Raw genomic sequence first — 25,874 nt, forward strand, 5'->3', positions numbered from 1 at the left:
AAATTCAGCATGGATAAAATAAATAAGGATAGTTCGAAAAAAGCACTCTTAGATTTAGCTAAAGATGCAGGTATTTTACTTTCTTATGAAAATGCCTGGAAAAAAAAGGTAAAAGCAACCCCTGAAGTGATTATATGTCTTTTAAATCGCCTAGGAATACCTATAGAAAAAATTGAACAAGCACCTGAGTTTTTAAAAAAATCAATTGAAAAAAAGGTTGCTGAAAAAATTGATAAAAATTTTGTTTTGTGGGACGGCAAAGCTAAAGAAATTCCTATACTTTTAACTCAGGATGAAGTAAAGGCGCAGCTTGGTTACGTTATTACCCTTGAAGATGGCTCCTTAATTAAGGAATCTATTGATCTTGATAAGATTAAATCAAAGCGTAAACAAACCTATGGCGTAAAGTATATAGAAAAATTAATTCGTATGCCTACATTACCGATCGGTTACCATCAGTTACAAATAACATTACTCTCAAAAAAATATACAAGCCTGTTAATTGCGGCACCTACAAAATTTTATACCAAGAATATTGCTAAAGAGCCATGCTACGGCGTGTTTGCCCCAATCTATGCGCTTCATGATGAATTCACTAATCAATGTGGTGATTTATCGACATTTGCTCATTTTTCTCAATGGTTAGCCGAACAAGATGCTAAAATTGTTGCAACAATGCCTTTTTTCGCGAGCTTTTCTGAAAGTCATTGTGAGCCTAGTCCTTATTCGCCTGTAAGTCGCTTATTTTGGAATGATTTATATCTCAATTTAAATCATCTTGATAATGAAGTAGAAGAAGACAATAAAGGTGATAGTGAAGAGACATTAAATGATCAAAGCTTAGTTAATTATACTTTAGCTGCAAAAACAAAACGGCAACTATTTACAAAACATATTGAATCCTTGTTAGCTAATCCTGAATTACAAGAGCAGCTTCAAGTTTATCGGGAAAAACGTCCTCTAATTGAGCAATATTCTCTATTTAGAGCAAAAAACGAAGTAGATAATCAAACTTGGCATGCATGGACTGCTAAAGATAGAAAAGGCAAACTTAAATTAAACGCGGATTTAGAAAAATATTATCATTACCATCTTTTAGCGCAGTGGCAATTTGATAAGCAATTAAAATCATTTAAAGAAGAACTTAATCGACGTGGCCAACTGCTTTATTTAGATTTACCTGTAGGTGTCCATAAAGATGGCTTCGACACTTGGTATTTTCAAGATAGTTTTTTAGAAGGTATTAGTATTGGTGCACCACCTGATCCTGTGTTTAAACAAGGTCAGAATTGGGGTTCTCCGCCTTTAAGTCCTGCAACCTTAAAGGACACAAACTTTAACTACTTTATTTTAATGCTGCGTAATATTTTTCAATATGTAGATATTTTGCGTATTGATCATGTGATGGGTTTTAATCGCTTATTCTGGATCCCTGATAATTTTCCAATTGCTGAGGGTGTTTATGTGCAATACCCGGCAGAAGAGATGTATGCCATTTTATCGATTGAGTCTAATCGCCACAAAGCGTCTATTATAGGTGAGAATTTGGGTTGTGTTCCGCCTATAACAGATGAAATGATGCAACAGCATGATATGATTCAAATGAATATTACTCAATATTTATTAGAATCAAAACTGCCGCTTGAGCCTTTACATGAATTAATGCTTACTAGTTTAAATACGCATGATATGCCGACTTTCTTTGCATTTTGTCAGGGATTAGATATCGAACGAGATAAAGAGGAAAAAAATTTATCGCCAAAAGCATATCATGACGCTATTCAAACACGGAAAAAACAAATTCTGTTCTTAAGAAAAACGTTAGCTAAGCACAAGCTAGATGAAGATGATTTACTTGAATCAAGCCTTAAATTACTTGCTATCAGTAAAGCTAAGATCTTAATTATAAACATCGAAGATTTATGGCAAGAAACTGAGTCTCAGAATATACCGGCTAGCGGGCCTGATAAACCCAATTGGCGCAGGAAATTTGTTTATTCTATTGAGCAGATTAAAACAATGTCTTCGGTAAATCATCTTTTGCATATGATAAGAGAATTAAGGCCAAAAAGATCTAAAATTTCTAAAAAGCATAAACAGTTCTCATTAATAAGTAAGGATGATTTATATTTATTTAATGAAGGGACACACTATCAACTTTATGATCATTTAGGTGCTCATTATATTTCTAAACAAGGAATAAAAGGAGTTTATTTCGCAGTATGGGCGCCAAATGCGCATTATGTTTCCGTAGTAGGGAGCTTTAATTTCTGGAATCGTGGCGAAAATCCTATGGCCACAGTCGATGATTCTGGGATTTGGGAAGCTTTCATTCCCAATGCGAACCCAGGTGATTTATATAAATTCTATATTGAATCAAAATATCATCACTACAAGACAGAAAAAGCAGATCCATTTGCATTTTTACAAGAAGTGCCGCCAAACACAGCGTCTATTGTTTGGCATTCTAATTATCAGTGGCATGATGAAACATGGATGAATAAACGGCGGGAACATCAACGTCTAAATGCGCCTATTTCAATTTATGAAGTCCATTTAGGTTCTTGGCGGCGAGTACCCGAAGAAGGGGGGCGTTTTTTAAATTACCGCGAACTGGCACCGTTGCTTACAGAATATGTTTTAAAAATGAATTTCACCCATGTTGAATTCTTACCGATTATGGAACATCCCTTTTATGGTTCCTGGGGATATCAGACACTTGGGTATTTTGCGCCGACTGCTCGTTATGGTAGCCCTGATGACTTTAAATATTTAGTTGATTACCTGCATCAGCATGATATTGGTGTCATACTTGATTGGGTGCCTTCTCATTTTCCCAATGATGAGCATGGTTTAGCTTATTTTGATGGTACCCATCTGTTTGAACATAGCGATCCTAGAAAAGGGTTTCATCCCGATTGGAAAAGTGCCATTTTTAATTATGGTCGCCATGAAGTGAAGTCATTTTTAATTAGTAGCGCTTTGTATTGGTTAGAGGAGTATCACATTGATGGTTTACGGGTTGATGCCGTTGCTTCTATGTTGTATTTAAATTACTCGCGTTCTGAAGGGGAGTGGATTCCTAATGTGCATGGCGGTAATGAAAATTTAGAAGCAATTGATTTTTTACAAACCTTAAACAAAACAATTCATCATTTATTTCCTGATGTGCAAACATTTGCAGAGGAATCGACTGCTTGGCCTGGTGTCTCAAAGCCAACTTATATTGGTGGCTTAGGATTTGGTTTTAAATGGGATATGGGGTGGATGCATGATACTTTATCTTATCTGCACCTTGATCCTATTCATCGACGTTTTCATCAACACCGCTTATCATTCCGAATGATTTATGCATTTAATGAAAACTTTACTCTTTCTTTATCGCATGATGAAAGTGTACATGGTAAGGGCTCTTTATATTCAAAAATGTCAGGTGATGAATGGCAGCGTTTTGCTAATTTACGTTTGTTATTTGGCTATATGTTTGGCCTTCCTGGTAAAAAATTACTCTTTATGGGCAACGAGTTTGGCCAAAAGAGTGAATGGAATCATGAAGTGAGTATTGACTGGCATATTTTAGATTGGCCGTTGCACCAGGGTTTACAGGATTGGGTTATTCACTTAAATAAACTTTATAAAGAGGAACGAGCCTTACATGATTTTGATCATGAGTCAGCTGGCTTTGAATGGATTGATTGTGAGGATGCTCACAATAGTGTTTATAGTTTTTTACGCAAATCATCAGAGAGTGAACTAATATTAATAGTACTGAATTGTACGCCTGTAACTCGATTTTTCTACCGAGTTGGTGTTCCTAATCAAGGTAGATGGAAACTGATTGCGTCAAGTGACGCAACACAATATGGTGGGTCAGGCAATCAAGACAATCTATTAGATACAGAAAAGCACCCATTTCATTATAGGGATTATTCAATTAGCCTGACGCTACCGGGCATAAGTGTGAGCTTTTATAAATGGATAGAAAAATAACACGGACGATAGGTGCGAACCTGGCTTTAAATGGCTCTTGCACATTTCGCGTTTGGGCACCTTATGCAGAGCATATACAAATTAAAATCTTTCCTCAACATGGATCAGCTTATTATTTAGAGATGCATAAAGGCGAAGATGATTATTTTGAACTTATTACCTCGGATATCACCGCAGGCGATCGCTACTATTACTGTTTTGCAGACAAAAAGCTACCTGATTTAGCTTCTGATTATCAACCTGAAGGGATTCTTGGACCATCAGAAATCATTGGTAAAAAAAAGCCTAAACCCTGGAAGTCTACATTATTAGCGGATTATATTATTTATGAATTGCATGTAGGCACTTTTTCCGAAGAAGGTACATTTACCGCGGTTATTCCTTATTTAAAAGAACTTAAAGCACTGGGTATTACTGCACTTGAACTTATGCCAGTTGCACAATTTCCAGGTGATAGAAATTGGGGCTATGATGGCGTGCTTCCTTTTGCTGTCCAAAATAGCTATGGTGGACCGCAAGGTTTAAAGCAATTAATAGAAGCATGTCATGAGTTAGAGATGGCTGTTATTTTAGATGTGGTTTATAACCATTTAGGTCCAGAAGGAAATTTTTTTAATGAATTTGGCCCCTATTTAACAGACAAATATAGTACGCCTTGGGGTAAAACCTTAAATTTTGATGGTGAATACAGTCACTATGTGCGTAATTATTTTATTGAGAATGCGCTTCATTGGTTTTCTGAATATGGTATTGATGCGCTACGTTTAGATGCATTACATGCTATTGTCGATACGTCTGCTTATCCTTTTTTAGAGGAACTTGCTGATAGGACAAAAGCTTTATCTGAAGCACAAGGACAAGAGTTTTATTTAATAGCAGAAAGCTGCGCTAATGATCCAAGACTGATTAGAACTAAAAAAGAATATGGATTTGGTTTACATGCTCAGTGGAATGATGACTTTCATCATGCTTTGCATACCCTTCTTACTAAAGAGCGTGAAACTTACTATCAAGATTATGGTGATATAAAACATTTTCTAAAAGCCTATCAAGAAGGCTATGTCTATTCAGGTGAGTATTCTTCATTTCGTAAGCAGCCACATGGAGTAAGCTCCCAAACTATTCCGGGCGAGCGCTTCGTTGTATTTATGCAAAATCATGATCATATTGGTAACCGCCCTACAGGTGATCGCTTAACGCGTACTCTATCACCGGCACAGCTTCGTTTTGGCGCGGCTTTACTCTTTTTTTCGCCTTATATTCCGCTCATCTTTATGGGAGAAGAATACGGCGAAGTTGCACCATTTCAATATTTTATTAGTCACACAGATGAACAACTAATTGAAGCAGTGCGGCGAGGCCGGCGGCAAGAATTTGCATTTTTGGAAAGTGTTGAAGTGCCTGATCCCTATGATATTACTACTTATCAGCAAAGTAAGCTAAATCATGATCTTAAAAGGCAAAGTGAGCATCAATGCATGTGGCGATATTATCAGCGACTGATTCAAATTCGCCGTAATCACCCAGCCTTATTTGAATTAAACAAGAATAACTTGTCTTTCGAATTGTTTGAAAATGAAAGATTATGGCTAATTAAACGGACAAATAAACAAAATGAAATTCTACTGATTGCTAATTTCTCAAATGAGAATCTTAGTTATGAGAATCATATTAAACCTGCTGGATTAAGGTTGTTTTTAGACTCTTATGACTATGAGCCCACAACCGTCGCTTATCAACAAAATAGTACAGAACTTAAACCATTTGGCGTTTTACTTTTTGAAAGGATAACAGAAAGTGACTAATAGATACCTTTGTATACATGGCCATTTTTATCAACCACCACGTGAAAACCCATGGTTAGAGGCTGTAGAAAATCAAGAATCAGCAGCACCTTATCATGATTGGAATGAGCGTATTACCGAGGAATGTTATGCGCCTAATGCTGCCTCTAGAATTTTGAACTCAGAAGGAAAAATTACGGCTATTTCTAATAATTATGAAAAAATTAGCTTTAATTTTGGGCCTACATTACTTTCTTGGATAAATGAAAAAAATCCTTTATTGCTGCAGTTATTGCGTGAAGCAGATACAAAAAGCCAAGAGCGTTTAAGTGGCCATGGCAATGCACTTGCACAATCTTATAATCATATCATTATGCCTCTTGCTAATTCGCGTGATAAATATACTCAAATTTATTGGGGAATTAAGGATTTTGAACATTATTTTGGCCGAAGCCCAGAAGGTATGTGGTTATCAGAAACTGCAGTTGATTTAGAAACACTAGATATCATGAGTGAGTTTGGCATTAAATTTACAATCCTTGCTCCCAATCAATTACAACATATTAGACGCCTCAACAGTGACGAAGAATGGTACGATGATTTCACCATCGGGACGCCTTACTTACAGCATCTTCCGTCTGGTCGAACGATTACTCTTTTCTTTTATGATGGTGGCGTGTCTAAAGCAGTTGCCTTTGAAAAATTATTAACGCACGGCGAAAATTTTGCTCATCGTTTATTAGATGCTTTTCCCTCCGAGTGGACCGCAAATACATTGATGCATATTGCTACTGATGGCGAGACTTACGGTCATCATCATCCGCATGGTGATATGGGTCTTGCTTATGCGCTTCATTATATTGAACAGCAGGGGGATGTTGAAATTGTAAATTATGGTTATTTCTTAGAGGCTCAACCTCCTGAGTTTGAAGTAGAAATTTGGGAACATTCTTCTTGGAGTTGCGCGCATGGCGTAGAACGCTGGAAAAGTAATTGTGGTTGTAATAATGGTCAAGGCTGGCATCAAGAATGGCGCGGCCCCTTGCGTCAAGCACTAGATTGGTTACGGGATGCCTTAATTCCTGCATTTGAGGAAAGAGTGGGTAATTTAGTAAACGATCCTTGGGCGGCTAGAAATGATTATATTGAAGTTATTCTTCATCGTGATAAACAAAATGATTTTTTAGCAAAACATGCCAAACGAAAATTAAAACAACATGAAAAGGAAAGTGTTTTAAAATGGATGGAACTACAACGCCATGCCATGTTGATGTATACAAGTTGTGGTTGGTTTTTTGATGAATTATCTGGCATTGAAACAGTACAAATTATGAAATACGCTGCCCGTGTTATTCAGTTACATGCTGAATTAACGGGCGAAAGCCTTGAAGACACATTTATTGAAAAACTAGCGTTAGCGCCTTCTAATTTCCCGCGCTTTAAAAATGGTGCTCAACTATACAATATGTTTGTCAAACCGCTTCGTATTGACTTATTTAAGGTATCTGCGCACTTAGCTGCAAGTTTACCATTTATGGCTTATGAAGATAAGGTGGTCATGTATTGCTATGAGTGTGAATTAATTAATACGCAAAAAACAATTGAAGGTAAAACACAATTAATTAGCGGTGAATTAATAGTCACTTCAAAGCTAACATCTGAATCTTTAAGAGTTTGGTATTGGCTTTTTTATCAAGGCGATCATAATTTAATATGTGCAATTAAGCATCCCCATGAGTCCTTAGAACAAATAGGCAAAATATTACATGAAACGTTGCTTACTGGTGATATTTTTCAGGTTGTAAAATTATTTGAAAATTACTTTGGTGAAGAAACTATTTCTTTACGCGACTTATTCTATGATACAAAATTAAAAATTACAGAAGACATATTATCTGCCTCTTTAGCTGATTTGGAATTAAATTATCGACGCTTCTTCGATGATAATGCCCCAATGATTAATTTTATTTCTGATTTAAGTATTGAATTACCAAGAACAATTAAAAGTGCGCTTAATTCATTAATTAACACTGATATCGTGCATTTCTTTTTAGGCCCAAATCCCAACATTGAAGATTTGAAGTCCATCTTTGATAAAGCGCGACGCTTACGCGTTCGACTCGATAAAGAAACCATTGAATTTCACGCCAATCATATGCTGCATGATAATGCCATGATGATTGAACATCATATTAATGATAAAGATTTTTTAGACTATCTAATTAAATTAGTGGCTTTTGTAAAAACAATACCCGTTAACGTTAACTTATGGCATATGCAAAATGAAGTATATAAATTATTGCAGGACAATGAACAAAATCAGAAAAATCCTCTTTTAACAGAGTTAGCTAGCCAACTCGATTTGGAGATCGAATATGCATATTCCACTAGCCACGTATAGGGTGCAGCTTAACAAAGATTTTCCTTTTGAGAAAGTTGAGCCTCTGTTAGATTTTTTAAGAAAGCTAGGTATTTCTGATATTTATACTTCGCCTGTTTTGCAAGCACAACCTGGTAGTACCCATGGTTATGACGTAACTAACTATGAAGAGGTAAATAAGGATTTAGGAGGCTATGAAGGGTTTAAGCATTTTTGTTTAACATTACAAGAAAAAGGTTTAAATCTTTGTGTGGATATTGTACCTAATCATATGGCATCTACTGAATATAATATTTATTGGCAAGATGTGCTTAAAAAACGAGAAAATTCAGAGTTTGCCTTTTTATTTGATGTGAATTGGGTCCATTCGAATCAAGATAAATTAGTATACCGACGCTTTTTTGATATTAATGAATTAGTTTGTATGCGAGTTGAAGATCCAAAAGTCTTTGCTAAAACGCATCATTTACTTTTTTCCTTAATTAATAAAGAATTAATCCAAGGTCTTCGCATTGATCATATTGATGGTTTGCGCAATCCAGCAGATTATCTTAATTCCTTAAAAAAAATTACCCATTCTAGTTTGTATATTATTGTAGAAAAAATATTAGGTTTTAATGAAACGCTACCAGAAACATGGTTAATTGATGGAACAACTGGCTATGATTTTTTAAATCGTTTAAATCAAGTTTATATAAAGCCAAGTGGTCTAAAAAAAATGATTGCCTTTTATGAACCATTAACCCAATCCACAAAGACAGTCGAGCAAATTAGGCAAGAAAGTATTATTTTAGTTATTGAGAAATTGTTTAGTGCTGAATTTCAAAATTTAGTCACCACATTACAGGAATTAATTAGCGAAAAAGATCACGAAGTAGGTATTATCTTGTTGCAAATTTGCGCTTTAATGCCAATTTATAGAATTTATGGTAACTCAGATTTTTATTCGCATCAGGAAAAAGAACTAATCAATAATATCTTTGAAAGAGTAAATACTAAAAGACGGGATTTATTAGAGAAAATTCAACAAGTGTTGTTATTAGACTTTGATGGCAATCAAAATGAACAGCAAAGGAAACGTTGTGCTAAATGGTTAAGTAATTGGCAAGTGCTAACCGGGCCTTTAATGGCTAAAGGGTTTGAAGATACAACATGCTATAGGTATAACGCTTTCTTATCCTTAAATGAAGTGGGAAGTGCGCCAGAATATTTTTCAAGGGCAGGCGAGCTTAATGATTTTCATTCTTATAATGCGCTTAAACAAGAAAAATGGCCTAATAGCCTAAATGCTACTTCAACGCATGATACAAAACGTAGTGAAGATGTGCGGGCCAGATTAAATGTATTAAGTGAAATCAGTGAGGAATGGATTTCAACGGTAAGACTATGGATGGAGCAAAATCAGTCTAAAAAAACCATGGTAAATCAGCAACTAGCGCCCGATATTAATGATGAAATAATGCTTTATCAAACATTAATAGGCATTTGGCCATCCAATGGTATTAACCAGGCATTAAAAGATCGCATACATACGTTTCTAACCAAAGCACTAAGAGAGGGCAAATCTCATACTACGTGGTTTGCGCCCAATGAAGCTTATGAAAAGGCTGTTATTAATTTTTTTGAATCGTTATTTCATGATCAATGGTTTTTAAAAAGCTTTACCATGTTGCAAAAGAAAGTAGCTTTTTTTGGTATGTATAATTCCTTATCTCAAGTTGTTTTAAAAATAACATCACCAGGCGCGCCCGATTTTTATCAAGGGTGTGAAAGCTGGTGTCTTAGCCTAGTTGATCCTGATAATCGCAGTTTAATTGATTATAACCATCTTACTTCTTTGTTGAGTGAAGAGCCTTTATCTGATTTATTAAGAACCTGGGAAGATGGACGAATTAAATTAAACACCATGCGTAAGCTTTTAGAAATAAGAAATCGCTTTAAAAATGTCTTTATGTATGGCAAATATATTCCTTTAGAAGTGCAGGGCAATCTAGCAAAACATGTTATCGCTTTTGCAAGAGAATTTGATAATTCTTATATCATTGTTATTAGTTTACGTTGGGTATCGCAATTAATAAGTCCTTTTACATTTTGGTCAAGTTCAGCTTTTAACCAAGATGATAAAATCATTCTACCTAAAATGTATAATCGAGCATTTCACTCCCTGTTAACAGGTGATGAAATTTTAAGTACCGATGATTCTATTTTAATAGCAGATGTCTTAGAAAAATTACCTTTTAATATTCTTTAAGCGCTTTAGCAAGGTAGATTATTCTTAATAAATTCCTAATTTGCTTTTAAGAAAGATACTTGAAAGAGTGGAATTCAGTTCATTAATCGTCTACATTATTTTAATTGGTTATATTTCAAGGATGAAATGTATGTTAAAAGAATTAAGAATTATTTCATATTTAATGATCTTATTTTTCTCTTCGTCTTTAATTGCTGCGCAGATAGGAGAGCCAGTACAAAAACAAACAAGTGGTATCTCAGTTAAAGCAGAGTTTAAAAATAAACAATTAGTAGTTACTAACACATCTAATAAACCCATTAATTTAAATGATACGACAATAAAATTTCATTATTTAGGAAAAGTATTTTCTGCAGCCCTAAATCAAAAAGAAGTAAAATTAAACTTATTAACAACGGATGCAAAAGCAGTAGAGGAGGAAGATAATTTATATAATTTAACGATTCAAGAAGAATTATTATTAGCGCCTAATGAATCGCTTCAGTTTATGCTAGTCACAGACAACAAAGATACACCCCATGGTTTTCAGGTCACCAAAGAATCTAAAGACGCGCTTGCCATAGCAACCGGTACCCTGAAGTTGACTTTGCAAAGTACACCTCTAGAAGGGCTTCGCAATCCAGTTATTACTGTAGAAGGATCAGGTGTTACCCGTATAAGAAGAGTTACTTGGGGAACAACTTGGGAAGTAATAAAATTACCTCCCGGTGATTATAAGGTTTCAGCGACAGCAGTTCATAATAGGATTCAATTTTATGAGTTCAAACCAATTACAGTAACTATTAACGCTTCACAAGTCATTTCTAAAGAGCTTTTCTTTGAACAGGCACCTACTACGCCCGTTAAAGTTACGTTAACGAATGCACCTATCGCACGACCCCTAATTACTTTAACAGGGGCTAAATATACGATACCTAAATACGTATACAATAATACGATAATGAACTTGCCTGCAGATATTTATAAAGTAACTTCAGATATAAGTGGTTATTCTGTTTCTTATACACCTAATCCTTTCACAGTTCCCCAGGCTACTACCTTAAATATTGTATACACTGCGATCAATCAAAATGCGGGTCGTAATATTACATTTGTAAATCAATGCCCATTTCCTGTGTGGTTTGGATTTATTAGTGGTGCAACACCTAACCCACCTGGAGGATCATGTAATAGTGATGCAGATTGTCAAGCGGGCTCTACCTGTGTTAATCGTGGTGCAGGCGGTAATCAATGTTTTTGGAAAAACCCAGCACCTGCAGATAATAACTTTAGATTAGCTGCAAATGGCGGCACCAATGTAGTGCAACTGCCAAGATATCAAAATAACTTAGGCGCTATCTGGAGTGGCGCTATTGCCGGAAGAACAAATTGTACATCAGCTGGATGTGAAACTGCGAATTGTGGTGGTGGTACCGGTGCATGCCCTGCAGGACGAGGTTTTGAGCAGCCGGCAACGCAAGCTGAAATTACTATGGGTATAAACTCGCCTGATTTTTATGATGTTGAAGTAATCAATGGCATGAATATCCCTGTGCAAATGTCGCCTGTATTGTCAGGGCCTGCACCTGCTAACCCTTATGAGTGCGGTAGTCCTGGTGCTGTTACTTCATCAAACTCCATGGGCGCTTGTTCTTGGGCAATGAATCCACCAGTAGTTGAGAATAATTATGTCAGAGCAGGCGGTAATGCTTGTTCTTCAAATAATGATTGCCAGGCGCCTAATGTTTGTGGATTAAGTTTTAACCCTGGTAAGAATCCATTGTTACAAAAAACTTGCGGTACTCGTATTGGATATTGGACTGCCAATCAAGTTTGTGGCATGCAAAATAGTTATGGTACACCTTTTAATTGCAGAGAGGTTCTCCCGCCGCCACAACAAAATTTAACCCTAACAAATCTTTATCAATGCACACAAGTTGGTTCTTGCTATCAAGACGGTGCGGCAAGTACTTGTTGTGGCTGTGCTAATTGGGATCAATTAGGGATACCAGTACCAAATGCTACTTACACTAAGCAATGTGTTAACCAAAATCCAACTTGGCTTTCTAAAGTATTACCTACGTTACAATGGTTGAAACAGGCATGTCCTTCTGTTTACACCTATCCTTATGATGATATGAGTAGTACTTTCATTTGTCGGATTAATAATAGTTCAAATATTAATAGTGTGAATTATACGGTAACATTTTGCCCAGGTGGTAAAACAGGTGGCGTAACTGGAAGTTAAAAGAGATGCAATTCCTTGCAATATCTCATTTTAAAATGGGGTATTGCAAATTGTTAACCTAGCCAAAATTTGCTCTAGCTTCTATAATATATCAGCATTACAGAAAAATATTTTGTTTAATGATATAAAATAGAGAAAAGCTCTCCTATAAAAATCACTTGAATATAGAAAGATTGTCTTCTAGCGATATCCCCCTTATGATCAGAGCCGTTTATCTCTTTAATTGCTATCTAATTATTTAGGATTTTCATGAAAAAGATTATTCTCACTGGTGATAGACCTACTGGAAAATTACACTTAGGGCATTATGTTGGCTCTCTAGCTAATCGTATTAAGCTCCAAGATGAATATAATCAATTTGTAATGATTGCAGACACGCAAGCACTTACTGATAATTTTGAAACGCCTGAAAAGATTATTGATAATGTTTATGAAGTTGCTCTAGATTACTTAGCAGTCGGTATTGATCCTACTAAGAGTACTATTTTTATTCAATCACAAATCCCAGAACTTGCTGAATTAACCACCTATTATTTAAATTTGGTAACGCTCGGCCGCTTAGAGCGTAACCCTACTGTCAAAGCAGAAATTCAGCAAAAAAATTATGATCTATCAATCCCTGCAGGATTTTTTTGTTACCCAGTTAGCCAGGCTGCTGACATTACTGCATTTAAAGCAGAAGCAGTTCCTGTTGGTGATGATCAAGTGCCTATGATTGAACAAACGAATGAAATTGTTAGAAAGTTTAATCGTATTTATAATACTGATTGTCTTAAAGAGGCTAAAGCTATTCTTAGTAAGACCCCGCGTTTAGTAGGGATTGATGGACAAGCAAAAGCCAGCAAATCTTTAGGGAATGCGATTTTTCTTGCTGATAATGCGGAGGAAGTTAAACGTAAAGTCTATATGATGTTTACTGATCCTAATCATTTGCGGGTTAGCGATCCAGGCCAGGTTGAGGGCAATGTCGTATTTGCTTATTTAGATGCTTTTCACCCAGATAAAGAAGAAGTTGACGCATTAAAAGCTCATTATAGAAAGGGCGGCCTAGGAGACTCAGTTATTAAAAAATTACTCACTCAAACCTTAGAGAATTTATTAGAGCCCATATGGGAAAGGCGAGCATCTTTAAAGCGCAACGAAGTAATTGATATCCTCATTACAGGCACACTCGCAGCACGAGAAGTAGCTAAAACCACCGTTACAGAAGTAAGAAATGCAATTGGCTTGCGTTACTTTAATTAACGTGAGCTCGACATAAAAGAGACAAAGGCTTTTTTATGTCGCTAAACGAACGTTATCCCGTAAAATGCGAAGTATTTGTACAGGATCTAGATTAAATAGGTTCTAGCGTACAGAAGGAAAAGCTTCTTTATCGCTAAACTTCTAGCAAAATTGGATAGGAAAAGGATGTTCTTGCGTGTAGTTATTTTTTTAACATGTTTAAATAATGCTGTATTCAGTTGGTCTGCTTGTGTTTTTAAAGATTCAACTAATAATATAGCACCTATCACCCATGACGCTTTGCGATTAATTATTGAACAAAGTAAAGGTTGTCCAACTGATGTTTTTGCTTTTCATGCTCTTCTTAAAAATAAACAATTAACTTTACATACAACCTTAGTAGCAAATCGTGGCTTTCACAATCCAAGCCTTGGCAGCTTTAGTCTATTTGAAATAGTGACAGGACATACAAAGGGAATTCCTATAATTAAATCTGGCGAATTCTTCTTTGGCCATTTTACCGATATTGATGAACAAAATCGCTTAATTGCCAATCAAGAACCTATGCAAGGCGCTTTAATGATTGAAGCTATTGCATGGGATTATAAGAAAAAGCTATTTAATTTTTATGAGCTGCGTGGCGATGGTGAAAAAGGGCAGTGGTTTTATCGTGGTAATTCGCTAGATATTTTTTCAGATAATAAACAACTTCATTTGCAAAGCGATCCCCTTCACCCTCAATTTGGGCAAAGGCTACGTTGTTCAGGATGTCATGGCCAAGGCGGGCCTATTATGAAGGAGATAGATAAGCCTTATAATGATTGGTGGACACAAAATCGTCCCTTAGATTTGGGCGGTAGAAAACCTGATGATAATTTGTCTGCAATATTAGTAAATTTAGTTTCAGCAGAAAAATTAGCAGAGCATGTTAAAATAGGTATGAACAAGCTTACACAAATTTTTCCCTATAAGCATTTAACATGGCAAGAGCAATTAAGGCCGTTATTTTGTCCAGTTGAAATTAATTTTATATCTGATAATTTACCTAATGATTTAGGTCAAACCACCATTAAAATTCCTAGTGATTTTTTCATTGACTCAAGGTTATTGTCCACAATAAAAAATTCATCCATTATTATTTCTCGTAATCATTATCAGGAAGCGCTCACTAAGGCCTTAAGTCATTTCCCTGAAACCAATCAGCTAGATGCAGATCATGCTTGGCTTACGCCCGTAAAATCACTATCTGATCAATTAGCAATACAAGCGCTAGTTGATAGAGGCTTGATTACAGAGAAGTTCGTTGCCGATGTATTAGCTATTGATATGACCAATCCAGTTTTTTCAAATAAACGTTGTACTCTTTTACGTTATATTCCTAAAACGTATTCCGCTAATTGGCTTCCTATTTTTATTCATAATCTCAAACATAGTAGTAATCAAACTGCCCAAGAATTATTAGCAAATCTTATGGATATCACCCATCCCAAAGAATTTTATCAAAAGAAGGCCGAAAAAATTATTTATCAATGTCAGAAGAAATTAACTAAGCAGCGCAATGTTGAAAAACTCTATGCTCTTTTATCGCAAAGAAGGATAGAAATTAAAGCTTCTGAAATTTCGGCCAATCCATTAGGACAAATTTTAGAACCTGGTTTTCGAGTTATTTTTCCAGAAAATAATTTAGTCTTATCACCTGGACAATTAATATTGGATAAAGACTGTACTATTAGAGGCCAAGCCAACGAATAAATTGCTTAGTAGACTTTAAGCTAATAAAGGATTGGGTATCAAAATAAATATTATATACTTTGGTATCCCCATTCTCTATTAAAGATGTACTGTTAAGGCGCACATCTTTTGCCTTGCCTAAAAGAATAATTTTCATTTGCGTTTGATAATAACCGCGATTCATTTTGACTTCTGGAATAACGAAATAAACTGCATTTAAATCATCTTTGTTAGTATTAAGAAGAATATTGCTGGTAGCTATTAAAGTTTTAAATTCAGAGCCATTAAGAGCTACATATTCAGTATTATTAATTTGTCGGCGTAGCATTCTAGAAAGGGGGACTTTAATTTGAAAGAGACGTTCATAGTTATCTGCTGTAATTGCTAAAATAGGTTCATTTTCCTCGCGTTTATTATTTTTATTTAAATCAGCAAAAAGTATTTCTTCTTTAGGAATACTATCTTCATCTGGTTGTAGCTCAGGGAAAAGCTGTGCATGACTCGCTATAGTTGAATGATTATCACAATTTAAAAATTTTGATTTTGCAAACCACTTATCATTGGGATAATAAATGACTAATAATGCCTTATCTTTGATAGTATTAATAATCGCTTCACTTAAATGTTCAGGCAATGCCGGGCAGCCCCAACTGCGGCCCGCTCTACCATATTTTTTGATAAAATTTTCTTCAACATACCAACCTGGATGTATAACAATAGCACGTCCTGCAGCATTATCATTAAAACTTTGATCTAAACCTGTAAGTTGTAAAGATAATCCTTCTCGACCTCGATAAGCTTTATCAGTCTCATAAACCCCAATACTGCTTGCTTTACTATTGTATTTATTAGAAAAATAATTAGATAAGAGCGTGCCTGAGTTAATACCATGTGAAACATAGGTATGAAAAAGTAGCTTTTTTTGATTTAAATCAAACACCCAAAGTCTTTTTTCACTAGATGGTAGAGAGTAATCAATGATTGCTAAAATATTATTATGCGCAACATTATATGTTGTTGCACATCTTAAGGTAGTTAATACTTTATTAATAACCGCATCACTTAATAAATAATCCTTATTTTCAAGCATTGCTTTAATATCATTAAATGGATCATCTTGTATATTACTTTGTACGGCAGAAGGATTAAAAATAGACGTGATTAGGCCCATTAAATTATAAGTATTGGCCACTTTTTGTTGGAAAAAATCAAGCGGAGGCATGGCAAAACAAGCTGATGTAACTGCTAAATATAATAGCAGGCCTTTTATCATGAGCTTCCCTCATTTCCTTAATAATTTTTAACCCGTTATTAACTAATATAGCCTAAGCTAGCAATTTAATTTTGATTCTAAGTAATTTAAATCGTTTAATATTAGTTTTAAAGCTAAGAAATTAATTAATTATTATTGTTTTAATTTAAAAATAACTTTTTGAAAGCGAATAAAATATTAAATTACAGACAAGATGTTAATATATAGCCTCTTTATGGTTCATAAAATTTAGTCGCTAGGTTTTGCAATTAACGCTATAATTTGGGATTTATTGCCGAATCTTCTTTGTTAGAAGCTTCAGCCACTTTATCTATAAAGCTTCCTCCATGAGATTTCCAAAATTGAAAAGTTCCTTTCGAAAACCTTGAATAAACTCCTAGACTTAAGGCTTGAAATACGTTTTCTAAAAAATTTCCCAAGCTTGAGCCTCGTCTTTTACTTAACGTTTGTATATTTTCCTGAGTGAGAACACTTTTAAAGCTAGTTATTTTAGTGTTTTCATCAGAATCGTTGTTAAGTGTTTTTAACATCTCTGCAACAATTTTATATTTACGAAGTGCCGCATGTAAGGATTTATTCTCTTCATATGATGGCTTATTCGGCAGACAATCTGGTATTTCCCCATATAGGTAAAGATCAGCGGTTGCAGGATATTGCTCTATTTTATATTTATAAAAGTGATCTTGAACATATTGTGGAAGTGAAGACATACCTTTTTTAATTTCTTTTTCAAGATGTTGTCTATATTTTTCACACAAATATTTTAATTCTTCGGACTTAGTTTGCATAAAAAAATGATGCAATTTATTTCAATTAGTTTTAATTATATCTTATTTAAAAATATATATAATAAACTTAAATTATAAGACATAATTTATCCCATAATATAAAATGGTTAATTTTCTATTTTCACTTCTCAAAAATAAACAAACTCGATATAAAAGCTATTCGATTCTTTTATATCGAATTCAGGTTGACTACATAGTTACAGGATAAACCTTAATTAACCATTTACAATCACGCCACCATTAGGATGCAAAACTTGACCGGTCATATAAGAAGAGTCTTCAGAAGCTAAATATACATAAGCAGGTGCCATTTCGGATGGCTGGCCCGCCCGTTTCATAGGCACTTGATTGCCAAATTCCGCTACTTCTTCTTTGGAAAAGGTAGCTGGAATTAAAGGTGTCCAAATGGGGCCTGGTGCGACAGCATTAACTCGAATTCCTTTTTGCACTAAATTTTGTGAAAGGGAACGGGTAAAAGCAATAATTGCACCTTTTGTAGATGAATAATCAATTAAATGATCGCTACCTTTGTAGGCCGTTACTGACGTCGTATTTACGATAGTGCTTCCTTTTTTTAAATGAGGCAACGCTGCTTTTATTACATAAAAATAAGAAAAGAAATTTGTCTTAAAAGTCTCTTCTAATTGCTCACAGCTAATATCTTCAAAAGATTCTTTGGGATGCTGCTCGGCACAATTATTAACGATGATATCCAATTGTTTAAATTGTTTAACAGTTTCATTAACAATGTCCTCGCATGCTTCATAAGTTTGTAAATTGCGAGCAATTAAATGACACTGGCCTCCTAATTCTTCTTCAATAATCCTTTGAGTTTCTTTAGCATCTTCTTCTTCATTTAGATAATGAACGACAACTTTTGCACCTTCTAAAGCAAAGGCACAAGCTACAGCGCGCCCGATACCGCTATCGCCACCCGTAATTAAAGCAACTTTATTTTTTAATTTATCACTTCCCTTATAAGAGGGGGAAAGATACTCAGGCTTTGGCGTCATTTCTGCTTCGATACCTGGTTGCTGATTTTGATGTTGGGGTGGTTGTTGTTTTTCTTGCATACATCCTCCAATTTTTAAACAAAAGTTATAAAATGAAGCGATTAAGCTGCATCTAATAGGAATATTTAGTTTTCTAGGTTAACTAATTTTTACTTGTAGTGAAACCTAACAGCGAAGAAAAAGCCAAGAGTACTGGCCCTTAATTAAGTAAGGAAGAGGTATATCTATGATCTTTTATATAGCTTGGTAGAGCAATTTTTAACAGTAATGCTCGCATTAAAAATTCTATCGTGACTATTATGAAAAATTCAATAAATCCTTGCTTAATTCATCTGTACTAAAACCTGCTACTAAAATGATTGTTGTATTTTCTTGCTATCAATGAGCCCTTTTATTCTTCTCATTCTGACAAAATAGTTAATCTAATTTATTAGCTATTTTTTAAGAATAGACACAAAATTACGGATAGCAAGTTATGAGATTACCTTAGATCTAATCTCTATTTAATAATTAATTTAAATGGACGTTTTCCATAGACTTTCAGGGCTATTAATTAGCAGTAAATTACTTAATATGTTTTTTTATTGATCATTCAATGTATAATCGCTCTTTTAACAACAAGAGAATTATAATAATGAAAAAAGGTATCTTTAAACCAATTCCTCTAGCAGAAATGCCCGCGGTGACAAGCCATCTTAAATTTAACAGTATCTTAGATAGAGAAGGTGCTGAAAATTTTTTAGACACAGCCTCTTCTGATGAATATATTATTAGAAAAAGCTCTCTAGGCTCAGACTGTTTGGCTTTAACTTTAGTGACTAAATTTACTGGTATTGCAGAACCCCATAAAGTTACCTCTCAAGGCCTAAATCTTCATCATTTTCTGATAGATTCAAATAATCCTACTGATGATAGATTTACAAAAGCCCAAGATCCAGTTGAAGAAATAAGAAGGTATATGGATTTTATTGAGAAAAACAGGGAGTTTGTAACACCTCAAAAATATACCAGTCTAATGAAATTGAAATTTTCTTTAACGTCAGCTGTGGTGTCTACGAATGAAGATTTACCCTCGCCGCCAAGCTTTCAACGCTAATATTAATTGTTACTAATTAAAATTTTCAAAATAAGAATACCTATAAACTTACAGACCTTGGGTTTATAGGTAAACGCTTTAACTGATTAGAATAATATTATTTAACTAGAAGTTATCCATAAATGTTCGAACCCAGAAAAAGATAAGCTATGATGTTTTCTAACAGCGGGCAAATGCCTATCTAACTTTAATGCTGGATAATATTTCAATAAAGTTTGAAAGACTATATTCATCTCTATCCGCGCAAGCTTTGCACCTAAACAAAAATGACCACCATAACCATAGCTAAAATGGGCATTCAAACGCTCGCTAAGTTTTATCTCATCAGGATTGGGAAAATAACTAGGATCGCGATTAATAGCATGAGTAGAAATAAAGATTACACTGCCTGCTTTAATAAACTGGCTACCTATATAGGTATCATTTTTCGTTACCCGAAAAATAAAAGTTACGGCAGGATCTAATCGATTGGCTTCTTCTATGTAATTGTCTAATTTAACAATCTTCTCGCCCATTTTTTGCCAAAGGCCAGGTATGGTTAGCAAACTATAAAGATTATTACATAATTGATCGGTGGTTGTAACTTGTCCTGCGACTAACATCATAATAGCCTGAGAAATAATTTCGTCATCGTTTAAATTAAAATGTTCTTGATATTTTAGGAGAGTACTTAGAAAATCATCTTCGGGGTTTGCACGTTTACGCTGAATTAAGTCAGCAAAGTAGTTATATAAATTCTCTGCGCTATTGTTAACTTTAATACCATCCTCATTGAAGTAAGTCGTTGAGCCGCCAAAAAATTGGGTCATGTTATTGGACCAATTATAAAAGTCTAAGCGTTCATTATCGGGAATAGCAAACAACTCTGCTAGCGTTGTTGATGGAATAACTTCTGCAATATTTTTGACAAAATCAAAAGGTTCGTTGGGATTAAAATGTATCAAACAACGCTTTAAGGTTTGTTCAACAAGAGGTTTAAGCTCATTTAGTTTTTGATTAGTAAAGCCTTGATAACAAATACGGCGTCTTGCCGTGTGCAGAGGCGCATCACTCATGACCATCATTTTACTAACGACTTTAAAAAAATCTTGAATCAAGGATAAGTCCATTTCAGGCATCCGAGAAATAAAAAAAGGACTACGATCACAACTGAAATCTGAACTCAGTAAAACCTGTTTCGCTAAGTCATATTTAGTAATTACCCAAAATTTACCTGGCTCCCACCAAAACAAGGGGCCAATTTCGCATAAATGATGAGCAAATTCTTGTGGTGTAGAGTTTTGTTTTAACTGCATTAAGGTATATGTAGTCATAAAATTTGAATCCTTCTTAAATGCCTTGGCGTAATTTTATTAAAAGCATTGCGTCCATGTAATAGTGAAAAATTATCCGCAATAAGGTAATCGCCCGTTTGCCACTGATGCTGGCAGCAATAGCGGGGTTGCCGCATTAAAGAGCTAAGAGTTTTGAGTATTTTTAATGACTCACGTGGATTTTTATTAATAATATTCACTTCGACTGGATTAAGATAATCTTCCCCAACAGGCTCAGCAAACCGCATGATTGTTCTTGCTGTGTCTGGATGTTTAGCGATTAATTTCCGTTTAATATGGCCACCATAGTGGGCTAATTTTTCAGTAGAAAAAGTTAATTCATAAGTAAGCCACTCTTGCCTTTGCTCATCGGAAGCTTCGTCCCAGATAGCTTCTGTATTAACAAATAGTGTTTCGCCGCCTGTGTTTTGCTTAGGTGCATCTAAGCAATGAAAGAATAAAAAACGCGGTTCTTGATAAAAAGCACCGTCCCAATGTAGAGGGACATCGCCATGGGTAAATAAATAGTTTTTAGTATTCATATCAGGCCGCATTTCCATAACAGGGCCAAAATTCCAATGCAATAATTTCGCCTGGGACGAGCAGTAGTTTAATAGCTCATCTCGTGTCAGTGCTTTAAAACCACGCAACAGTATTACCTTGTGGCGTCTCGTCTCTTCTAAAAGATCATTTAAGCTAAAATCAGCCAAGCTTTTTTGGTTTTTATTTTCAATAAGATAAGGATGAAAAGAAGCGTCTATCGGTAAGGTAATCATTAGCAAGCCTCCAAAACATAATGATCATGGTTAAATTTGGCACCTAATCGCTCTGCCTCAGCTCGCTTGATTAACTGCCAAGCATTTTTATTTTTAAGTAAAACATTATGCCAAGGCGTTGCCCAGCAATTATTAGCAGGTAAAAATTGAATACCTAATTTTTCTGAGCCACATGGTTGAGGATGAATGGATAAGCGAACTGCATAGGGAAAATAATTTGCCAATAGATGAGACCAGGCATTAGAACGCCTTAGCACTTCATAAGCAACATGTTTTGCTTCTTTGCGCACTTGATTTTTAGAAAGATTTTGGCGTAAATACAATTGATCTTCAATAATAAAGCGATGAATCCCGTTAAATTGATATAAAAGTATTTCATTAGCAAGAACTCGTTTCTTTAATGACGGTAGGGGCTCACCAAATTCATTGATTAATTTTTCTCGCATCATTTCATAACTACAATGTGTATAAACATCATCTAAAGAAAATGTACTTAAATAAGTTAATTCATTCTTGGCAATAATCGATTTAATTTCTTGTTGATAAATCTCGACATCAGTATCCTTAACTAACACTAAGTCATTAAAAACGCGGCCATCAGAGCAAATAATGAGCTGAACACCAGGCGCATGTAATTGTTTAATATGATGACATAGCTGATTAAGATTTTTTAAGCCCATAATCTCACCTAAATCTGGGCGAGATGAAATTGTTTTTTGTCTATTTGCTGATTTCGCTGGGAATGCAGGCAAAATTAAAGTAATGGGTTGCTCCATGACAATAGCCTGAAATACTTTAGCTAAATGTGGTTCTTGACAATTAGGGCAATAATTCCCCTGGCAATTAAGTGCGTATGATTTTACCTGACGCTTCTGTTTTAAAAGTAACGCAATAATTTCTTTAGCCATCCTCTGCATACTATTATCTCCTATCTAAATGCGAATTATTCTCATCCTAGTCAAAGTTTTGATAAATTGATAATATTATTATTTTATTAAATTGATAACTTACTATAATCATGATTGATTTTGATGCTTTAAAAGTTTTTGTCACGGTGATTGAAAAAGGTGGTTTTCATGCTGCAGCGCAGGCCATGTTTAAATCGCAGCCAGCGATTACAAATGCAATTAAAAAATTAGAAGAGCAAATAGATATTATTCTTTTTGATCGAAATTACTATCGACCAAAGTTAACCAGCCAAGGTGAGAAATTATATCAACGTGCTAAAACGTTGATTACGCATTGGGAACATCTTAATCAATTTGTAGAGTTACTACAGGAGGATATGGAAACGGATATCACCATAGCAATTGATGTCTTCTTTCCCTTAACCAAATTAGAAAATTTATTTCGTCAATGGATTGCACGATTTCCGCAAACCCATTTTCATTTTCTTTCTGAGTCTCTTGGTGGGGCGTGTGAACGTTTATTACAAGGCCAGGCTGATTTAATCATTAGTGAAAATTTAATCTCTAAACAAGCTGTTGAAGTTATACCGCTTGCTATAGTATTAATGCCTGCTGTTGCAACGCCACAATTTATTGAACAATATAAAGAAGAGTTAAGTAACTTAGACACGCTTAAAGATTGCATGCAAGTTATTTTAAAAGACTCATCTAAAACTAACTTTTCATTTGGTGTCATTGAGCAATGTAAACACTGGACGGTAAGTGATGTAATGGCAAAAAAAGAAATTATTTTAGCTGGTTTAGGGTGGGGGCGTTTACCTAAGCATCTTATTAATAATGAATTAAATCATGGTCGTTTAAAAATTTTATCAGGCCACCATCTTGACGAACGTTTGGTACCCTTGGAGGCAATTCGCTTACAAAAGCCTGCTCATGGGCTGATAGCAAAGCAATTATGGTCAGATTTATTAGATTTAAAAAGTAATAATGTTATTCCCTAAAATGCACAGGATTAGCAAGGAATAGTCCAAAACAGACGCCCTTAATGTAAAAAGATTTAATAGGGCGTTATTGCCAAGACTTAGACAGAGTGCAAATGATTAAGGCGAAGGAATATAAATAATATTGTATTAAATTCCAAGGAACTAGCAACAATTTATAAAGCATAGTAAGGTACTATATAAGTGCAATTCTATTCTCATTGCTAATATAAAGGAGCTTAAGTCTATGTCAACGAAATTTAATGATATCACCAAAGGGATTAATACACAGCTTGCTAAAATGCAGAAAGAAATGCCAGATGTCATGGCTAGTTTTGCAGCATTAGGCCAAGCAGCAGGGAAAGAAGGCGCATTAAATAAAAAGACAAAAGAGCTTATTGCTATGGCTTTGGCCGTTGCTAATCACTGTCCTGGTTGTATCGGATTTCATTCACAAAAACTAGTTAAATTACAAACCACTAAAGAAGAGTTAGTGGAAACACTAGCAATGGCGGTTTATATGGGTGGCGGGCCTTCTTTAATGTATGCTGCAGAAGCTTTAGAAGCTTTTGAAGAGTTTAATAATTAAATTTTATTTAAACTTATTACTTACAAATAGTACAACTGTTATTATTAATAATAACAGTTGTGAATAAATTCAATTGATTATCAATCCCAGCTTAATGATAAAAAATATAAATTTTTGATCTTAAATCTTTCATAATAATCCCTTAATGTTTTATTTGTATAATAAGTTACCTTTTTAATTGGTATTATCTTATGAAAAATTCACTATTAGAAATATATAAAATTCAACTAGAAACTTATAAAGATAAAAGCACAACCATATCTGAGAAAAAACTAATAGAGTCTTTAATAGAAGAATTAAATAAAGTTACAACGCTTAGCGAGGTCATTAAGTTATTTTCATCAGTTATACAAGAGCAGACGAGCTCCAAATCGGACCCTGGTTTCTTAGAAAATATTCTAGCTAGATTTAAAAAAAGACCAAAGTCGCCAGTAAAAACTGTCTATGATCAACTAAGTGAATGGAACAAGGAAGCTCGAGAAAGATTAGCAATGGTTAATGAAGTTAAAGATAATCTATTTAAAGTTAGTGAAAAAATAAAAGACATTAATAATTATAAAAAAATAGAGCCTTTAATCAATCTATTAAAAGAATTATTTAAAAATGAAGATCTATTACTGCTTAATACTAGGGGAAAAAGTTTATTAGCATATTTAAAATCTGCAAATTTACAGGCAGTCTTAGAATATTTAGCTAATTTACCAAGTACTCCACCAGCTGTATCTTTCTCTCAACCCTTAAGTATGTTTAGTTCCTCTTCCCTTAGAGGAAGTTTTGACGCGCAACCGATTGTCGATGATATCCATAAAGACTGTAAACTGCTTATAGGTCAGATGGCCAAAGCATATAGTGATTCATGTGATTCATACTGGGAGGATAGTAATAGTTTATTGCAAACTGCAGTACCAATTTACACAGATATTAAAGAATTTTTAAAAAATGATCTAGTAGTTGAGTATAACTAAAGAATTGGGGGTTTATAGGATTACCAATTTTTACTTAATGTCCAAAATACTTACAAGTACAATTTTTAAAATTAAATAACCCTTTATAATAGGGTTATTTTTTATCCAAGAGTGCAGTTTCTGAATGCTGCATCGCTGGGTTTTGATTGTTAAAGCCCAAACTTGGTGCTGTTTGTTTTTGGCAAGGATATTTCTGTATAACACCTAGCCAGGCGATCTGCGATACTGTCATTTTATTTTTATCGCTTTGTTGGCTTGAAAGGCTATTATAAGTTTGAACAATAATGTCATGTAATGCTTCTGCAGTTAAATTTGTGCCAGTAGGTAGGCAGAAGAAAGGTCTTCCTTGATTTCTGGCTAATTCATTTCCTTGCGCAAGTGTTTCGGCAATGCTTTCATCAGCTAAGACTAATATATTTCTAGCTGAGCGTGCCCAAGCTTGAGCTTGTGGATCAGCTTTCATTTGCATTTTAGGAATATTATTAAAAATATTCATATAATGATTAATTGTATCGGCAGCAGTATAAAAAGATATTCCTAAAAAAAAGAAGCTAATTAGAAAGCGCATAAGTATCCTCATAAGCTT

At 34.6% G+C, this 25,874-nt stretch carries 18 protein-coding genes; 11 read left to right on the forward strand and 7 right to left on the reverse strand.

What is annotated here, in order from left to right; translation table 11 throughout:
• Positions 1–9: 9 nt before the first annotated feature.
• From glgB to E1P04_RS13650, 7 genes are all read left to right on the forward strand, one after another.
• Entirely contained in the window at positions 10–3,990 is a 3,981-nt protein-coding gene (glgB, locus tag E1P04_RS13620) for a 1,4-alpha-glucan branching protein GlgB (protein WP_131783456.1), read from the forward strand.
• The gene (gene treZ, locus E1P04_RS13625; protein WP_131783457.1) at positions 3,975–5,795 is read left to right on the forward strand and encodes a malto-oligosyltrehalose trehalohydrolase; all 1,821 of its coding nucleotides are present in this window, start codon (positions 3,975–3,977) and stop codon (positions 5,793–5,795) included. Before glgB ends, treZ begins: the two co-directional genes overlap by 16 nt.
• Positions 5,788–8,175: a DUF3536 domain-containing protein gene (locus E1P04_RS13630; RefSeq protein WP_131783458.1), complete on the forward strand. Its 2,388-nt coding sequence runs from the start codon at positions 5,788–5,790 to the stop codon at positions 8,173–8,175. The genes treZ and E1P04_RS13630 overlap by 8 nt, the downstream gene beginning before the upstream one ends.
• Entirely contained in the window at positions 8,150–10,405 is a 2,256-nt protein-coding gene (gene treY / locus E1P04_RS13635) for a malto-oligosyltrehalose synthase (RefSeq protein WP_131783459.1), read from the forward strand. The genes E1P04_RS13630 and treY overlap by 26 nt, the downstream gene beginning before the upstream one ends.
• A gap of 130 nt (positions 10,406–10,535) precedes the next feature.
• Positions 10,536–12,632 (forward strand): thaumatin family protein, encoded by a 2,097-nt coding sequence (locus tag E1P04_RS13640; protein WP_165482790.1) that lies wholly within the window; start codon positions 10,536–10,538, stop codon positions 12,630–12,632.
• 249 nt (positions 12,633–12,881) lie between these two features.
• Positions 12,882–13,877, forward strand: coding sequence for a tryptophan--tRNA ligase (trpS, locus tag E1P04_RS13645; RefSeq protein WP_131783461.1), 996 nt, complete (start codon positions 12,882–12,884; stop codon positions 13,875–13,877).
• Between the two features lie 165 nt (positions 13,878–14,042).
• Positions 14,043–15,608 carry a hypothetical protein gene (locus E1P04_RS13650; protein ID WP_427853400.1) on the forward strand — a complete coding sequence of 522 codons (1,566 nt, stop codon included), beginning with the start codon at positions 14,043–14,045 and terminating at the stop codon, positions 15,606–15,608.
• Here the strand turns inward: E1P04_RS13650 and E1P04_RS13655 are convergent.
• The 3 genes from E1P04_RS13655 to E1P04_RS13665 all read right to left on the reverse strand — a co-directional run bounded on the left by E1P04_RS13655 (position 15,586) and on the right by E1P04_RS13665 (position 18,721).
• On the reverse strand, positions 15,586–16,860 hold the full coding sequence (locus E1P04_RS13655; RefSeq protein WP_131783463.1) for a murein L,D-transpeptidase catalytic domain family protein: 1,275 nt from the start codon (positions 16,858–16,860) through the stop codon (positions 15,586–15,588). The genes E1P04_RS13650 and E1P04_RS13655 overlap by 23 nt on opposite strands.
• 254 nt (positions 16,861–17,114) lie before the next feature.
• Positions 17,115–17,648, reverse strand: a complete 534-nt coding sequence (locus E1P04_RS13660) for a hypothetical protein (protein WP_131783464.1) — start codon at positions 17,646–17,648, stop codon at positions 17,115–17,117.
• Between the two features lie 215 nt (positions 17,649–17,863).
• Positions 17,864–18,721, reverse strand: a complete 858-nt coding sequence (locus E1P04_RS13665; protein ID WP_131783465.1) for an SDR family oxidoreductase — start codon at positions 18,719–18,721, stop codon at positions 17,864–17,866.
• Between the two features lie 574 nt (positions 18,722–19,295).
• On the opposite strand from E1P04_RS13665, the gene E1P04_RS13670 reads away from it, so the two are divergent.
• Complete coding sequence (locus E1P04_RS13670) at positions 19,296–19,757, forward strand: SH2 domain-containing protein (protein WP_131783466.1); 462 nt, start codon at positions 19,296–19,298, stop codon at positions 19,755–19,757.
• 101 nt (positions 19,758–19,858) lie between these two features.
• Here the strand turns inward: E1P04_RS13670 and E1P04_RS13675 are convergent, their stop codons facing one another.
• The 3 genes from E1P04_RS13675 to E1P04_RS13685 are packed head-to-tail and all read right to left on the reverse strand — an operon-like array spanning position 19,859 to position 22,763.
• Positions 19,859–21,070, reverse strand: a complete 1,212-nt coding sequence (locus E1P04_RS13675; RefSeq protein WP_131783467.1) for a cytochrome P450 — start codon at positions 21,068–21,070, stop codon at positions 19,859–19,861.
• On the reverse strand, positions 21,067–21,846 hold the full coding sequence (locus tag E1P04_RS13680; protein ID WP_131783468.1) for a TauD/TfdA dioxygenase family protein: 780 nt from the start codon (positions 21,844–21,846) through the stop codon (positions 21,067–21,069). The genes E1P04_RS13675 and E1P04_RS13680 overlap by 4 nt, the downstream gene beginning before the upstream one ends.
• The gene (locus E1P04_RS13685) at positions 21,846–22,763 is read right to left on the reverse strand and encodes an isocyanide synthase family protein (protein ID WP_131783469.1); all 918 of its coding nucleotides are present in this window, start codon (positions 22,761–22,763) and stop codon (positions 21,846–21,848) included. The genes E1P04_RS13680 and E1P04_RS13685 overlap by 1 nt, the downstream gene beginning before the upstream one ends.
• A 101-nt stretch (positions 22,764–22,864) precedes the next feature.
• Between E1P04_RS13685 and E1P04_RS13690 the strand changes: the two genes are divergently transcribed.
• The 3 genes from E1P04_RS13690 (at position 22,865) to E1P04_RS13700 (ending at position 25,288) form a co-directional block, all read left to right on the forward strand.
• Entirely contained in the window at positions 22,865–23,755 is an 891-nt protein-coding gene (locus E1P04_RS13690) for a LysR family transcriptional regulator (RefSeq protein WP_242604470.1), read from the forward strand.
• Between the two features lie 226 nt (positions 23,756–23,981).
• Positions 23,982–24,323 carry a carboxymuconolactone decarboxylase family protein gene (locus E1P04_RS13695; RefSeq protein WP_131783471.1) on the forward strand — a complete coding sequence of 114 codons (342 nt, stop codon included), beginning with the start codon at positions 23,982–23,984 and terminating at the stop codon, positions 24,321–24,323.
• A 191-nt stretch (positions 24,324–24,514) separates the two neighbouring features.
• Entirely contained in the window at positions 24,515–25,288 is a 774-nt protein-coding gene (locus E1P04_RS13700) for a hypothetical protein (RefSeq protein WP_131783472.1), read from the forward strand.
• Between the two features lie 94 nt (positions 25,289–25,382).
• Here E1P04_RS13700 and E1P04_RS13705 read toward each other — a convergent pair whose 3' ends face one another.
• Positions 25,383–25,856 carry a phosphatase gene (locus tag E1P04_RS13705; protein ID WP_242604471.1) on the reverse strand — a complete coding sequence of 158 codons (474 nt, stop codon included), beginning with the start codon at positions 25,854–25,856 and terminating at the stop codon, positions 25,383–25,385.
• Positions 25,857–25,874: the final 18 nt, after the last annotated feature.

The organism is Legionella gresilensis, assembly GCF_900639865.1.
In the GTDB taxonomy this organism is placed as follows: domain Bacteria; phylum Pseudomonadota; class Gammaproteobacteria; order Legionellales; family Legionellaceae; genus Legionella_C; species Legionella_C gresilensis.